The sequence below is a fragment of the Paenibacillus tabacirhizosphaerae genome, assembly GCF_040812395.1.
Classification (GTDB): domain Bacteria; phylum Bacillota; class Bacilli; order Paenibacillales; family NBRC-103111; genus Paenibacillus_E.
This window is the reverse complement of sequence record NZ_JBFNXH010000001.1, coordinates 207841-222891: the sequence shown is the minus strand read 5'-3', so window position 1 is coordinate 222891 and position 15051 is coordinate 207841. Positions and strand designations below refer to the sequence as shown.

Annotated in this window: 14 protein-coding genes; all 14 read left to right on the top strand. The window is 43.1% G+C overall.

Annotated features, from left to right (window positions below; translation table 11 throughout):
* Positions 1–35: 35 nt before the first annotated feature.
* The 14 genes from sucD (at position 36) to fliI (ending at position 15045) form a co-directional block, all read left to right on the top strand.
* Positions 36–968: a succinate--CoA ligase subunit alpha gene (gene sucD, locus ABRS97_RS00965; RefSeq protein ID WP_367811031.1), complete on the top strand. Its 933-nt coding sequence runs from the start codon at positions 36–38 to the stop codon at positions 966–968.
* A gap of 124 nt (positions 969–1092) precedes the next feature.
* A complete protein-coding gene (gene dprA, locus ABRS97_RS00960) occupies positions 1093–2184 on the top strand; it encodes a DNA-processing protein DprA (protein ID WP_367811030.1) in 1092 nt (363 codons plus the stop codon).
* 70 nt (positions 2185–2254) lie between these two features.
* Positions 2255–4357, top strand: coding sequence for a type I DNA topoisomerase (gene topA, locus ABRS97_RS00955; RefSeq protein ID WP_367811029.1), 2103 nt, complete (start codon positions 2255–2257; stop codon positions 4355–4357).
* Between the two features lie 13 nt (positions 4358–4370).
* Positions 4371–5699: an FADH(2)-oxidizing methylenetetrahydrofolate--tRNA-(uracil(54)-C(5))-methyltransferase TrmFO gene (gene trmFO / locus ABRS97_RS00950; RefSeq protein WP_367811028.1), complete on the top strand. Its 1329-nt coding sequence runs from the start codon at positions 4371–4373 to the stop codon at positions 5697–5699.
* 206 nt (positions 5700–5905) lie between these two features.
* A complete protein-coding gene (gene hslV, locus ABRS97_RS00945) occupies positions 5906–6460 on the top strand; it encodes an ATP-dependent protease subunit HslV (RefSeq protein ID WP_367811027.1) in 555 nt (184 codons plus the stop codon).
* A 127-nt stretch (positions 6461–6587) separates the two neighbouring features.
* Entirely contained in the window at positions 6588–7985 is a 1398-nt protein-coding gene (gene hslU, locus ABRS97_RS00940; RefSeq protein ID WP_367811026.1) for an ATP-dependent protease ATPase subunit HslU, read from the top strand.
* A gap of 34 nt (positions 7986–8019) precedes the next feature.
* Positions 8020–8805, top strand: coding sequence for a GTP-sensing pleiotropic transcriptional regulator CodY (gene codY / locus ABRS97_RS00935; protein WP_367811025.1), 786 nt, complete (start codon positions 8020–8022; stop codon positions 8803–8805).
* A gap of 238 nt (positions 8806–9043) precedes the next feature.
* Positions 9044–9451 (top strand): flagellar basal body rod protein FlgB, encoded by a 408-nt coding sequence (gene flgB / locus ABRS97_RS00930; protein ID WP_367811024.1) that lies wholly within the window; start codon positions 9044–9046, stop codon positions 9449–9451.
* A 6-nt stretch (positions 9452–9457) separates the two neighbouring features.
* Entirely contained in the window at positions 9458–9907 is a 450-nt protein-coding gene (gene flgC, locus ABRS97_RS00925) for a flagellar basal body rod protein FlgC (RefSeq protein ID WP_367811023.1), read from the top strand.
* 19 nt (positions 9908–9926) lie between these two features.
* The gene (gene fliE, locus ABRS97_RS00920; protein WP_367811022.1) at positions 9927–10235 is read left to right on the top strand and encodes a flagellar hook-basal body complex protein FliE; all 309 of its coding nucleotides are present in this window, start codon (positions 9927–9929) and stop codon (positions 10233–10235) included.
* Between the two features lie 40 nt (positions 10236–10275).
* Positions 10276–11859 (top strand): flagellar basal-body MS-ring/collar protein FliF, encoded by a 1584-nt coding sequence (fliF, locus tag ABRS97_RS00915; RefSeq protein WP_367811021.1) that lies wholly within the window; start codon positions 10276–10278, stop codon positions 11857–11859.
* Positions 11860–11871: 12 nt separating this feature from the next.
* On the top strand, positions 11872–12888 hold the full coding sequence (fliG, locus tag ABRS97_RS00910; RefSeq protein ID WP_367811020.1) for a flagellar motor switch protein FliG: 1017 nt from the start codon (positions 11872–11874) through the stop codon (positions 12886–12888).
* Positions 12872–13723, top strand: a complete 852-nt coding sequence (locus ABRS97_RS00905) for a FliH/SctL family protein (protein WP_483312397.1) — start codon at positions 12872–12874, stop codon at positions 13721–13723. Before fliG ends, ABRS97_RS00905 begins: the two co-directional genes overlap by 17 nt.
* The gene (gene fliI / locus ABRS97_RS00900) at positions 13720–15045 is read left to right on the top strand and encodes a flagellar protein export ATPase FliI (RefSeq protein ID WP_367811018.1); all 1326 of its coding nucleotides are present in this window, start codon (positions 13720–13722) and stop codon (positions 15043–15045) included. Before ABRS97_RS00905 ends, fliI begins: the two co-directional genes overlap by 4 nt.
* Positions 15046–15051: the final 6 nt, after the last annotated feature.

Below are 15051 nucleotides of genomic sequence, written 5' to 3'. Positions count from 1 at the left end.
GTTTCAAATAATATAGGGGATGTGAACCATAGATCATGAGTATTTTGGTCAATAAACATACAAAAGTCATTACTCAAGGGATTACCGGCGCTACGGGATTGTTTCATACCAAAGGCGGTCTTGATTACGGCACACAAATGGTGGGTGGCGTAACCCCAGGTAAAGGCGGAACAAAAGTAGACATCACACTAGAAAACGGTGAAGTTGTTCAACTTCCAGTTTTCAACACAGTGATCGACGCGAAGAACGCAACAGGCGCAACTGCATCTGTTATTTACGTGCCTCCTGCATTTGCAGCAGAATCGATCATTGAAGCGGTTGACGCTGATCTTGATCTGGTTATCTGTATTACAGAGGGGATTCCTGTTCTTGACATGGTAAACGTTAAACGTTACATGGAAGGCAAAAGAACCGTTCTAATTGGGCCTAACTGCCCAGGCGTTATCACACCAGGCGAATGCAAAATCGGTATTATGCCAGGATATATCCACACGCCAGGTCACGTAGGGGTTGTTTCCCGTTCCGGGACACTGACTTATGAAGCGGTTCACCAATTGACGACTCGCGGGATCGGACAATCTTCTGCGGTAGGTATCGGTGGAGACCCTGTTAAAGGCTCTGAGTTTATCGATATCCTCAAACGTTTCAATGAAGATCCGGATACTTATGCAGTTATCATGATCGGTGAAATTGGAGGAACAGCTGAAGAAGAAGCGGCTGAGTGGGTTGCAGCGAATATGAAGAAACCAGTTGTTGGTTTCATCGGCGGTAAAACTGCGCCTCCTGGAAAACGTATGGGCCATGCTGGCGCTATTATTTCCGGTGGTAAAGGTACAGCTGCGGAGAAAGTTGCAACAATGGAAAGATGCGGAATTCGAGTGGCAGCAACGCCATCCGAGATGGGTTCCACGCTTGTTAGCGTACTTGAAGAAAAAGGTATGCTTGATAAAGTCATCACAAAAAAATAGTCGTTTTTTAACGAAGGTAAGCAACCTTCCAGCTCCCTCTTCTAAGGGATTTGGAAGGTTTTTTTGTTTTCTTGGGTATTACATGCACGAAAATTTGTCAGAATGGTAGGGAGTGTATATACTTATGGATAATCGTCTGATTATATTTGGTCTCCACGAAATAGAAGGTGTAGGTTGGAAAACAATGCTTCACCTCCTCAACTGCTTCCCTGATCCACAAAAGCTGTTTGAGTTTTCTGCTGCCGAAATTGCAGCAAGAGGCATTCGAAACTCAATTGCGGAACGGATTGCGAGTCAGCTTACTCCTTCTTTTATCGAACAGCGATTGCAGCTTTATATGAAGCAATCCGTTCAGATCCTCACATTAGTAGACGAAAATTATCCCCCTATTCTTAAAGAAATCGCGCAGCCTCCCTGGGTTTTATATGTTAAAGGGGATGTTTTTTGTCTGAATCAACGGCTTTTGGGCATGGTAGGAACAAGAACTCCAACATTATATGGTAAGAGGATTGCTGAAGAGCTTGCAGCCTCTTTATCGCACGCAGGCTTTGGTATCGTAAGCGGTTTAGCACGAGGAATCGACAGTAGGGCACATATCGGTGCTTTGCAAGGAAAAGCCAAGACTGTTGCGGTCCTGGGATGCGCCATTAATCAAATCTATCCCAGGGAAAATGTAGAACTTTATCGAAACATTGAGCAGGAGGGCGTAATCATTTCCGAATATCCCATTGGGACGGGAATGCGACCTGGAATGTTTCCGCAACGTAACCGCATCATTGCCGGTTTGAGTCTAGGTGTTACCGTTGTTGAAGCTGCTGAGGATAGTGGATCGATGATTACCGTCGATTTTGCATTAGATGAATCAAGAGATGTTTTTGCTGTTCCTGGCCCAATCCATTCTCGCCAAAGCCGTGGCGTCCATAAACTTCTTAAGGAAGGCGCCAAGTTGGTTACTGGTGTTGACGACATTATAGAAGATTATCAATATTTGATGAGTTCTCCTGAAAGAAGCGCGCTGCAGAAGCCTTTACCTACGGTTCAATTGAATAGCGAAGAACATGAAATTGTTCAAATGATGTCAGATGAACCAACGAGTATTGACACTTTATTAGAGACTACGCAATTTACGTTTGGACATTTGCATGCAGTTCTGTTATCTTTACTAATGAAAAAGGCGATTAAACAGCTTCCAGGATCTACATACATATTAGCATAGGCTATTCAAGGAGCTTTTCAATTCTCGCCAATAGACTTACCTTGAAATAAGAGGGGAGGAAGGACGATCCATGGCAGATTCTTTAGTCATTGTTGAATCACCTGCAAAAGCCAAAACCATCGGTAAATATCTAGGCAGCAAATATATCGTAAAAGCCTCGATGGGTCATATACGCGACCTTCCGAAAAGCCAAATTGGCGTAGAAGTAGATCGTAACTTTGAGCCTAAATACATAACGATACGCGGTAAAGGCTCTATCCTTAAAGAGTTGAAGGATGCGAGTAAAAAAGTTAAAAAAATATATCTGGCGGCTGACCCGGATCGTGAAGGGGAAGCGATTGCTTGGCATTTAGCGCATTATTTGGATGTGGGAGCCGATGAAGCTTGCCGTGTCGTATTTAATGAAATTACTAAGGATGCGGTTAAAGACGCTTTCAAAACGCCGCGACGCATTAATCAAGATCTTGTGAATGCGCAGCAAGCCAGGCGGATTCTAGATCGGCTCGTTGGTTACAAAATCAGTCCATTGCTTTGGAAAAAAGTGAAAAAAGGCCTTTCCGCGGGACGCGTACAGTCCGTTGCTGTTAAGCTCATTCATGATCGCGAAAATGAAATTAAGGCTTTTGAACCGGAAGAGTACTGGTCCATTACCGTTGTTCTCGATGCGGGGAAAACTATGTTTGAGGCCAAATATCATAGCATTAACGGTGAGAAACGGGAGCTGCATTCTGAAGACGATGTCAATCAAATTCTCGCAGCTATGGGCAGTGGCGCTTTTACCGTAAAGGAAGTGAAGGAAAAAGAGCGCGGACGTAATCCTTCACCGCCGTTTATTACAAGCTCCCTACAGCAGGAAGCTGCAAGGAAACTCAATTTCCGAGCCTCGAAGACAATGTCAGTAGCCCAACAGCTTTATGAGGGGATTGACCTTGGCAAGGAAGGGACAGTAGGATTAATCACTTATATGCGTACCGATTCCACGCGTATTTCTCCTGTTGCCCAAGAAGAAGCGAAAGAGTTTATTGCAAATAAATATGGCGCAGCTTTCTATCCGGAAACGCCACGCCAGTACGTGAAAAAGAACGCCAATGCGCAAGATGCGCATGAGGGGATTCGGCCAACTTCCGTTTTACGGGAACCCGAGCATTTGAAAGAATTTCTAAGTAAAGATCAATATCGTCTGTACAAGCTTGTTTGGGAACGTTTCGTTGCAAGTCAAATGGCATCTGCCGTACTCGATACGATGACAGTTGATTTGGCTGCTGGGGATACCGTTTTCCGTGCTGCCGGTTCCAAAATTAAATTCGCTGGCTTCATGAAAGTTTATGTGGAGAGCAACGATGACGGTACGACAGAAGAAGATAAATGGCTGCCTGCGCTCAATCAAGGCGATTCCTTGAAGAAACAGAGCGTAGATCCAAAGCAGCACTTCACTCAGCCGCCTCCAAGGTATACGGAAGCCCGTTTAGTTAGAGCGCTGGAGGAAATGGGCATCGGGCGTCCAAGTACGTACGCACCGACTCTGGAGACGATTCAGAAGCGTGGTTATGTAGCGATAGATGAGAAGAAATTCGTGCCGACCGAACTTGGAGAGCTGGTCATTCAATTGATGGAGGAATTTTTCCCGGAAATTCTGGATGTCGAGTTCACGGCTCATATGGAAGAAGAGCTGGATTTTGTCGAAGAAGGCAAAGAAGATTGGGTTAGAGTTCTCGATTCTTTCTATACTTCGTTTGAGAAGCGACTAGAATTCGCTGAGGAAGAAATGAAAGAAATTGAGATTCAGGACGAAGTGTCTGATGAGATTTGTGAGAAGTGCGGCAAGCATCTCGTTTATAAAATGGGACGGTTTGGGAAATTCCTCGCTTGCTCCGGTTTTCCGGATTGCCGAAATACGAAACCAATTGTTAAAGATATCGGGGTTACATGTCCAACATGTCAACAGGGCAAAATCGTTGAGCGTAGAAGTAAAAAAGGCCGTGTATTTTTCGGTTGCGACCGCTATCCTGAATGCGACTTTGTCTCATGGGATAAACCAGTGAGCAAACCATGTCCTTCTTGCGGTTCAATGTTGATTGAAAAACGCAGCAAGAACGGCATCAATATTCAATGTATCCAGTGCGATTACAAAGAAGAAGTCAGTGAAGATAATTCCGAAGAAACAAAAGATTAGAGGTGTACCGATTTTGCCAGAATATCCACGAGTAACTGTCATCGGCGCAGGATTGGCTGGGAGTGAAGCCGCTTGGCAAATTGCCCAGCAAGGCGTGCCAGTTACATTATACGAAATGCGTCCCGTTCGAAAAACTCCCGCACATATAACAGATCAATTTGCCGAACTTGTTTGCAGCAATTCGCTGCGAGCCAATGGACTGACTAATGCAGTTGGTGTACTGAAAGAGGAGATGAGACGATTAAACTCGCTCATCTTATCCTGCGCAGACGAGCATGCTGTTCCGGCAGGCGGTGCGCTCGCTGTTGATCGCGACGGTTTTTCGCAAGGTGTTACTTCAACCTTGCGTAACCATCCGCTTATCGAAGTACGCAATGAAGAAATGCAAACGTTGCCTGAAGGCATAGTTGTAGTTGCCTCGGGCCCGCTGACTTCACCGTCTTTATCTGCTGAGCTAAAGACGTTGATGGGAGAAGAATATTTATATTTCTACGATGCAGCGGCTCCAATTGTGGAGAAGGATTCTATAGATATGGAAAAAGTATACCTCGCTTCTCGTTATGACAAGGGTGAGGCGGCCTATCTGAATTGTCCGATGACGGAAGAGGAATTCAATGTTTTCTACGAAGCGTTGATTACTGCTGAAGTTGCTGAGCTTAAAGAATTTGAGAAAGAGATTTATTTTGAAGGCTGCATGCCTCTCGAAGTTATGGCAAAACGCGGCAAGCAAACGGTGCTTTTCGGACCCATGAAACCGGTTGGGCTCATCAACCCGCACACGGGGAAAATGCCTCATGCAGTTGTGCAGCTTCGTCAAGACAACGCAGCAGGAACGCTTTACAACTTGGTCGGCTTCCAAACCCATTTGAAATGGGGCGAACAAAAGAGAGTGCTGTCATTAATTCCGGGGCTGGAACATGCAGAATTCGTCCGTTACGGTGTTATGCATCGTAATACGTTTATCAATTCTCCAAGCTTGCTTGAACCGACATATCAGTTTAAACGCAGAGACAATCTATTTTTTGCTGGTCAAATGACCGGTGTTGAAGGCTATGTGGAGTCAGCTGCGTCGGGTCTTATTGCTGGGATCAATGCAGGAAGATTAGCAAAAGGCGAGCCTTGTCTTGTATTCCCGCATGAAACTACATTAGGCAGCATGGCTAATTATATTACGACAGCTGATTTTAAGCATTTTCAACCAATGAATGCGAATTTTGGCTTGCTGCCGCCACTTCCGGAGCGGATTCGGAACAAAAAGGAAAAATATGAAATTTTGGCAAATCGTGCACTCGAGAGTATTCAGAATTTTGCACAAAATGAGCAGGGCTTAACTTGTAAGTAAAGCTGTCCCTATGTTACTATAATAATGTTTTGTGGAAGTGCGATGGATGCAGTAGAATGCTCATTATTTAAATTTCTCAAGTAACGTACCTCTAGATGCGGTCGCTCTTTTTCGAAAGACCTCGCTAGAGGTTTATGTCATTTATAAGCCCGAATCATCTGTATACTGTAGAACCATGACTAAGATTCCATGAAGAGGTGAAATCGATGGATCCGAAGAACGCATCCTTTCATGCGACAACGATTTTTGCGATTCGTCATCAAGGTAAGGGAGCTATTGCTGGAGATGGACAAGTGACATTTGGCAACAGCATGATTATGAAGGGGAGCGCCAAAAAAGTAAGGCGTTTATATAGAGGGAAAGTTGTAGCTGGATTTGCAGGGTCTGTAGCGGACGCGATAACGCTATTTGAGAAGTTCGAAGGCAAGTTAGAGGAGCATCACGGAAATTTACAGCGTGCCGCGGTAGAATTGACCAAGGATTGGCGCCAAGATCGTGTTCTACGTAGGCTAGAAGCGATGATGATTGTCATGGATGCATCAGGTCTTCTGTTGCTCTCTGGGAATGGAGAGATAATTGAGCCTGACGACGGGATTTTGGCTATTGGTTCTGGTGGGAGCTTTGCGTTAGCGGCAGGGAGAGCGTTGCATCGTCATGCTTCTGGCTTAAGCGCTAAAGAAATTGCTCATGCTGCGCTTACAACTGCAGCTGAAATTTGTGTGTTCACGAACCATAATATTATCGTAGAAGAAATTGAGTAGAGCTTTTGATGTTCACTAATTGAATGAGTTTCGTTCCGTGCTTACGATGCCAGTTTTCCTACGGAAAACTCAGCTTATGCTTACGAAGTAAGTTTTCCTATGGAAAATTCTTAGGAGGGTACCTTAAGTGAAAAATAGCTCCCTAACACCCAAAGAAATTGTGCAAGAATTGGATCGTTACATCGTTGGGCAGAAAAAAGCCAAAAAATCGGTCGCAATAGCACTGCGTAATCGATATCGCAGAAGCTTATTAGATGAATCGCTGCGCGATGAAATTGTTCCTAAAAACATTTTAATGATTGGTCCTACAGGCGTCGGTAAAACGGAAATTGCACGTAGATTAGCTAAACTTGTGGGAGCACCATTCATTAAAGTGGAAGCAACGAAATTTACAGAAGTTGGCTATGTAGGCCGGGATGTTGAGTCCATGGTGAGAGATTTGGTTGAAACGGCTATTCGTATGGTGAAGGCTGAACGAACAGAGAAAGTGAAAGACCGTGCTGAGAAGCTGGCGAATGAACGTCTTGTTCATTTACTTGCACCAAGTCCAGCGAGAGCCAAAACTCAACGGAACCCGCTTGAAATGTTATTTGGCGGTCAGAACCAACCTGAGCAAGATGAGCCTGCTCCAGATCCTTCTTTGTCCTCAAAACGAAGTCAGATTGCAGAGCAGCTTGCGGCTGGTAAGCTTGAGAATGATGTAGTCGAGGTTGAAGTTGAAGATTCTTCTCCCTCGATGATGGATATGCTTGCTGGTCAAGGCAACGAACAAATGGGAATGAATATGCAGGAAATGTTCGGCAACCTCATGCCTAAAAAAATGAAGAAACGAAAGCTCACCGTCAAAGAAGCCCGTAAAGTGTTGATCCAGGAAGAGGCGCAGCGATTAATTGACATGGACGAAGTGATTCAAGAATCCATTAATCGTGCGGAGCAATCGGGCATTATTTTTATCGATGAAATTGATAAAATTGCAAGCAGCAACCGTGGCGGCAGCGGACCAGATGTGTCTCGCGAAGGGGTACAACGTGATATTTTGCCCATTGTCGAGGGCTCGACGGTTGTGACCAAATACGGTTCTGTTAAAACGGACTATGTGCTTTTCATTGGTGCAGGCGCTTTTCATATTTCGAAGCCGTCTGACTTAATTCCAGAACTGCAAGGACGTTTTCCAATTCGTGTAGAGTTAAGCGATTTAACGTTAGAAGACTTCGTCTCTATTTTGACAGAGCCTAAGAACGCATTAACAAAGCAATATACAGCGCTTCTTCAAACAGAAGGCATCCATGTAGAATTTGCCGATGAAGCTGTGCGTGAAGTTGCGCGAATAGCTGTTGAAGTAAATCAGAATACTGAAAATATTGGTGCTCGTCGGTTGCATACAATTTTGGAAAAACTACTTGAAGATCTGTCATTTGAAGCTCCTGAACTTACACTTGAGCGCTTTGTAATTAATCCGGAGTATGTTCGTGAGAAGTTGAGTGATATCGTACAAAATCGTGATTTGAGTCAATACATTTTATAAGAATGATGCAAGGTTAGTAGTAGGAGGCAGTTACATGAGTTTATTAAACAAGACAAGAAGGCTGAATCGTTTGCTGCAAAAAGAGGCAGGCAATGCGGTTAGCTTTAAGGATATGGCTGAGGTTTTGCGCGATATTGTTATAGCCAACATTTATGTAGTGAGCCGCAAAGGCAAAATCCTTGGATCTGCTGTAACCAATGATCCGATTTCACCGGAAATGAATCAAACGATTCTTGTTGATCGACGATTTTCTTCAGAATCGAATAATCTGTTAATGAAAATTGAAGAAACTTCATCTAATGCTGAGCCGGATAGCCCTTATTATTACTACACGGACCAAATGAAGGATGTGTTTCCTTATGCATATACGACTATTGTACCAATTATTGGTGGCGGAGATCGATTGGGAACATTAGTACTGAGCAGAAACGATGCTGCATTTGTTGATGATGACTTAATCTTGGCAGAATATGGGTCTACAGTAGTAGCCATGGAGATACTAAGAGAACGTGCTGAAGAAATTGAAGAGGAAGCTAGAAGCAAAGCAGTCGTTCAAGTTGCTATTGGATCTTTATCGTTTAGCGAAATGGAAGCAGTAGAGCATATCTTTGAGGAATTAGATGGCAAAGAGGGTCTTTTAGTGGCTAGTAAAATCGCTGACCGTGTGGGAATAACGCGCTCTGTTATCGTAAACGCACTGCGTAAACTCGAAAGCGCAGGCGTGATCGAGACGCGATCTCTTGGCATGAAAGGCACTTATATCCGTATCCTTAATGAACAACTCATGCAGAGCATTGAACAACTAAAAACAAAGCTTTAATTTTATAAAAAAGCATATTTAAAAAAGTCCTGTCTTGTAAAAAAGATAGGGCTTTTTTCTTATTGTAAGTTGGCTTAATATCTTAGATGATAGGAATTGAGTAAAGGGTTCTACATATTTCAACAACAAGGTAATTTTCCAAATTATTTTTTTAAAAATAATGTCGAAAGAAGAAGGAATCAAATGCGATGATGTTGAAGTAAGTAATAACCATTCTAGAGAAAGTGGGTATCTCAATATGTCTTTTTTAGACAAACCCAGTTGGAATTTAATGGAGCGCACGCTCGATGCGTCGTCTCTTAGACAAAAAGTAGTTTCGAATAATATAGCTAATAACGATACGCCTTATTACAAACGTTCAGATGTTATGTTCGAGGAACTATTACAAGGCCAGATGAGTTCCTCAACACCCTCTATAGAAGGTTATCGGACAGATAGCAGGCATTTTGTTATAGGAAAATCTACAAATTTTGCAACACCTGAAATAAAAACCGATGAAACGACAGCAATCAACAATAACATGAATAATGTCGACATGGATTATGAGATGTCCTTGCTAGCGAAAAACCAACTCAAATACAACACGATGATTCAACAAATGAATAGTGAGTTCAAAAAAATGCGTACCGTATTGGGAGGAAAGTAATCGACGATGAGACTAACAAATGGTTTTGACATTAGTTCATCCGCTTTAACTGCGCAACGTTTGAGGATGGATGTGATTTCTTCAAATATTGCGAACGCCGACACTACGCGGGCTAAGATGGTAAATGGAAAATGGGTTCCGTACCAGAGGAAACTAGTATCTTTTGAAACAAAATCCCAGCCGAGTTTCGCTCAATCTTTGCAGACGGCAATGGCTGATGGAACAGGGGAAGGGGTAAGGGTCAACAAGATATTTGATGACAGTGCGCCGCTAAAGCAAGTATACAACCCGTCGCATCCTGACGCGGATTCCAATGGTTTCGTTTACATGCCAAATGTTGACGTTTTAAAAGAGATGGTTGACATGATTTCCGCAACAAGATCTTACGAAGCTAACGTTACAGCACTAAATGCTAGCAAATCAATGATTACAAAAGCTTTGGAAATTGGTAGATAAATACTAAGGAGGGCTCATTATGATTGACAAAATTAGTTACAGTCCAATAAATATTATGAGCTCCATTCAGCCTAAAGATAATTCGGGCGAAGGCGCAGCAGATTTAGGGAAAAAATTTGGTTCCTTTCTGAATGACGCGATGAATAACCTAAACGCACAGCAGCAACAAGTTGACCAGTTGAATGAAGGGTTTATCAAAGGGGAGCTTTCAGATGTTCATCAGCTGACCATTGCTTCGGAGAAAGCTTCACTAGGGCTCGAACTGACCGTTCAGGTTAGGAATAAGGTTCTTGAAGCTTATCAAGAAATGATGAGAATGCAGCTGTGAGTGAAACTGCTGCTCAACTTTGGGTCAATGAGGTGACACAGTGAATGAGAACATTCTCCAGTATTGGGAGAAAGTAAAGCAATATTGGAATCGATATAGCAAAGCGACGAAGATTACTTTTATAGCAACTGTTTGTTTATTGGTTCTTACGGCGGCAATCATAAGTTACAATTTATCAAAAACTGAATATTCACTAGCCTTTACGGATTTGCAGCCAAGTGATGCTGCTTCCATAAAAAGTTATTTGGATACAGCTAAGATACCCTATCATCTTAGTGCTGATGGTAAAAGCATCGAGGTTCCAACAAGTCAAGTGGCGAATGTGAAGCTTGCTGTTGAGTCGCAAGGGCTGAACAAGAATGGATCTTTAGGATTTGGTGCTTTTAGCAACAGTAGTTCCTTCGGTATTACAGATAATGAATTTAAAGTGAAGTATTTAAATGCCGTTCAAGGAGAACTTCAACAATTAATTAATTCTAATCAAGCGATTAGCAGTTCGAAAGTGTTGATCTCTTTGCCGGAAGAAGGGCCGTTCTTGCAGCAACAACAAGAAAAAGCGACTGCATCTGTTGTGTTGCAGCTTAAGCCTGGATATGCGATGGATCAAGGTAAAATTGATACCGTTTATAATTTAGTTTCACACAGTGTTAAAAACCTTCCGATTGAAAACATTACCATATCGGATCAATACGGAGAAAGCTTGGTTTCATCCAAAGCAGGCGGTCAAACCTCAGCTAGTCTCGTAACAAGTCAAGCCGACATTAATAATCAGTTCCGAAATGATTTGCAAAAAAATATCAACAGCATGCTTGGCACGATGCTTGGTAGAGACAAAGTAATTGTTAGCGTATTTTCTACAATGAACTTTGACCAAAAGAAAAGTAAAGAGCAATTAGTATCCGCTCCTAACCAAGTTGATCAAAAAGGTCTGGAGATCTCTTTACAAGAAGCGACGGAGTCGTATCAGAACGACGGTGCGGCATCAGGAGGCGTTCCTGGTACTGGATCAACGGATGTGCCTGGATATCCGGGATCATCAAGTTCAGGGAAATCCAATTCAGAAAAGAATTCGAAAACGGTTAATTATGAAGTCAATCGGATTACTAATGACATAGTCTCGACGCCATATGTTGTTAAAGACCTAAGTATTAACGTAGGGATCGAGCCTCCGGTTAAAGATGATCCGACGTCATTGACGGCTGAAACTAAAACGGCTGTTCAAGCAGCATTAGTCAATATTGTTAGAACGGCATTAGCTGATAATAAAGTCACTTATACTGACGCTGAACTGCAGCAAAAAGTTACAGTTTTCGCTCATTCTTTTGTAAGACCGGCTGATGCGGCGGCGGCAGCGCAAAAAACTACCTATTTAATATATGGTGGCTTAGCGCTAGCGGCTCTTGTTATAGGGGCGATTGGTGGCTACATTCTAAGAAAGCGTAAAAAAGCTTCTCAGCAGTTGGAAGAAGAGTTGAACTTACAAACCACGAAAGTGGAACTACCGACTATCGATATCGAAAATGTTACTAATGACAATCAAGTGCGTAAGCAGTTGGAAACGCTGGCGAAAAAACGTCCTGAAGATTTCGTTAATTTGCTTCGCACTTGGTTAGTAGATGAATAGAGGTGCACTTGTATGGCTAGGACTGCTCTGCAAGGGTTAACCGGACGACAAAAGGCAGCCATTCTTTTGATCAGTTTAGGCCCTGAGGTGTCTGCTCAAATTTTTAAACACTTGCGAGAAGAAGAGATTGAGCAGTTAACGCTTGAAATTGCTAATGTGAGAAAAGTAGATTCTGCGGAAAAAGAATCGATTCTTTCTGAATTTCATCAAATCTGTTTGGCTCAAGAGTTTATCTCGCAAGGCGGTATTGCTTACGCCAAAGATATTTTGGAAAAAGCACTGGGTTCTCAAAAAGCTGTGGATATTATTAATCGATTAACAGCTACATTGCAGGTTAGACCGTTTGATTTTGCCAGGAAGGCAGATCCGGCGCAAATTCTAAACTTTATTCAAAATGAAAACTCTCAGACAATTGCATTAGTGCTTTCTTATCTGCAAGCGGATCAAGCATCGATTATCTTGTCGTCTCTTCCGCAAGAAAAGCAAGCAGATGTTGCTAAACGAATTGCCTTAATGGACAGTACCTCTCCAGAAGTCATTAGTCAGGTGGAACGTGTTCTGGAGCAAAAGCTATCTGCAACTGTTACCCAGGATTACACGAATGCGGGCGGTATTGCGTCGATCGTGCAAATCCTCAATGGGGTTGACCGTGGTACAGAACGCACCATTTTGGATTCTCTTGAAATCCAGGATCCTGAGCTTGCTGAAGAAATCAAGAAACGGATGTTTGTATTCGAAGATATTGTCAACATCGACAATCGTTCTATTCAACGAATTATTCGCGACATCGAAAATGCCGATTTGCAGCTTGCACTTAAAGTGGCCAGTGAAGAAGTCCGAGATGCTTTGTTTAAGAACATGTCGAAACGGATGGCTGATACCTTCAAAGAAGAGATGGAATTCATGGGACCCGTTCGGTTGCGTGATGTTGAAGAAGCGCAAACACGTATCGTTGCAACAATTCGTCGCTTAGAAGAATCAGGCGAAATTATCATCGCACGCGGTGGAGGAGATGATATTATTGTCTAATGTCATTAAATCTTTTGCTTATGTTTCATTAGATGATAAAAAACTTGTTGAGGCCCTGTCTCCACAACAGTTGTATCTTGCTGGGCTGCTTAAGGACGAAGCGGATTCCCGAAACCAGTTGACGCTTGAACAGCAACAAGAACTTGCAGAAGCAACTAGTCTGAAAGATCAAATCCTTCAAGATGCAGAATCGTTTGCAAATGAACAAATTAACCTTGCTATGGAAGAATGCGCTGCGCTTCGTGAACAAGTAGATTCAGAGATCAACTCCTGGTGGCAGCAACGCCGGGCAGAAGATGAGGCGCATGTAGCTCAAGCACAGCAAGCAGGTTACGAAGAAGGATACCAACAAGGTGTGCAGCAGGCTGAAGAAGCTCTGAGGCAAGAATATACGGATATGTTGTCGGAAGCTCGTTCCATCTTGGAGCAAGCCTACACACTTAAGCAACAAATCATTCAAGAGTCGGAACCGTTTCTAATTGAAATGAGCACTTCGATTGCTGAAAAGATAATCGGTCGACAATTAAGTTTGAATCCAGAATGGGTTTTGGATTTAGTCCAGAAAGTGTTGTCTCGCCGACGTGAAAAAGGAATTATCACATTGTGTGTGACACCTTCTCAGTTTTCTTATATACAGGATGCCCGTGAGGAATTGTTAACATCCATTGATTCGCAAGCCGAGCTTGAGATTATACCTGATTCTTCGGTTCAAGATCATGGCTGTGTAATACGTTCATCTTATGGCAGTATTGACGCGAGAATAGATACTCAATTGAAAGAAATCAAATCTGCTCTTCAACAAATGGCTATCCGAAGTGAGGGAGCTGAATCATGAGTATCACGATTCCGAGCGCAGATAAATACAAAGAGTTGTTGAATTCGATTGATCCTATTCGAGTGAATGGGAAGGTAACTCAAGTTATTGGTCTTACAGTAGAATCTGAAGGGCCGGATGTTAGCATAGGCGATCTTTGCTACATTTACCCGCAGAAGTCAAGCAAACCGCTGAAAGCGGAAGTCGTAGGTTTCAGGAGCAATAAAGTTGTGCTTATGCCTCTTGGTGATTTGGATGCAATTGGGCCAGGTTGCGATGTCGTAGGAACCGGAAAACCTTTAACTGTGCAGGTTGGCCATGAATTGTTAGGTAAAGTTCTGGATGGTTTAGGTCAACCACTGGATGGTTCATATCTACCGTCGAGGATGGCTCACTATTCAACAAATAATAAACCAAGCAATCCGTTGGCTCGTCCACGAGTTTTGGATCCGATTTCTGTTGGTGTTCGTTGTATTGATGGTTTACTTACAATCGGTAAAGGTCAACGTGTCGGTATATTCGCAGGATCAGGCGTAGGCAAAAGTACGCTGATGGGGATGATTGCTCGTAACACCTCTGCTGATGTTAATGTCATCGCGCTTATTGGAGAGCGGGGCAGAGAGGTGCTTGATTTCATCGAAAGAGATCTAGGGCCGGAAGGTCTTGCGAGATCCGTAGTTATAGTTGCAACTTCCGACCAGCCAGCGTTAATACGAATCAAAGGGGCTATGATTGCAACCAGTATTGCTGAGTATTTTCGAGATCGTGGCTTGAATGTCATGATGATGATGGACTCGGTCACCCGCTTTGCGATGGCTCAGAGGGAAGTGGGGCTAGCAGTTGGAGAGCCGCCTGCAACACGGGGGTATACGCCTTCAGTTTTTGCTATGCTGCCTCGTTTGTTAGAACGATCTGGTACCGGTCCTAAAGGTTCGATAACAGCATTTTATACCGTCTTGGTAGACGGTGATGACATGAATGAACCTATCGCTGACGCAGTTCGCGGTATTCTTGATGGCCACATTGTACTAAATCGAAACATCGCGAATAAAGGTCATTACCCTGCAATCGATGTGTTGTCCAGTGTGAGTCGAGTCATGAAAGAAATTGTCCCTTTTGAACATATGGAAGCTGCCGATCAATTAAAGCGACTTCTCTCGATATATAAAGATTCGGAGGACCTCATTAATATCGGGGCGTACCAGAAAGGTTCCAATCCTAATATCGATACAGCAATGGAAAATATTGAAGCCATCTGGGATTATACGAAACAAAGAACAAGTGAAAAATTAAATTTTGATGAAGCTCAAGAACGCTTGATTCATGAATTTTACAAGGGATGAGGGGCC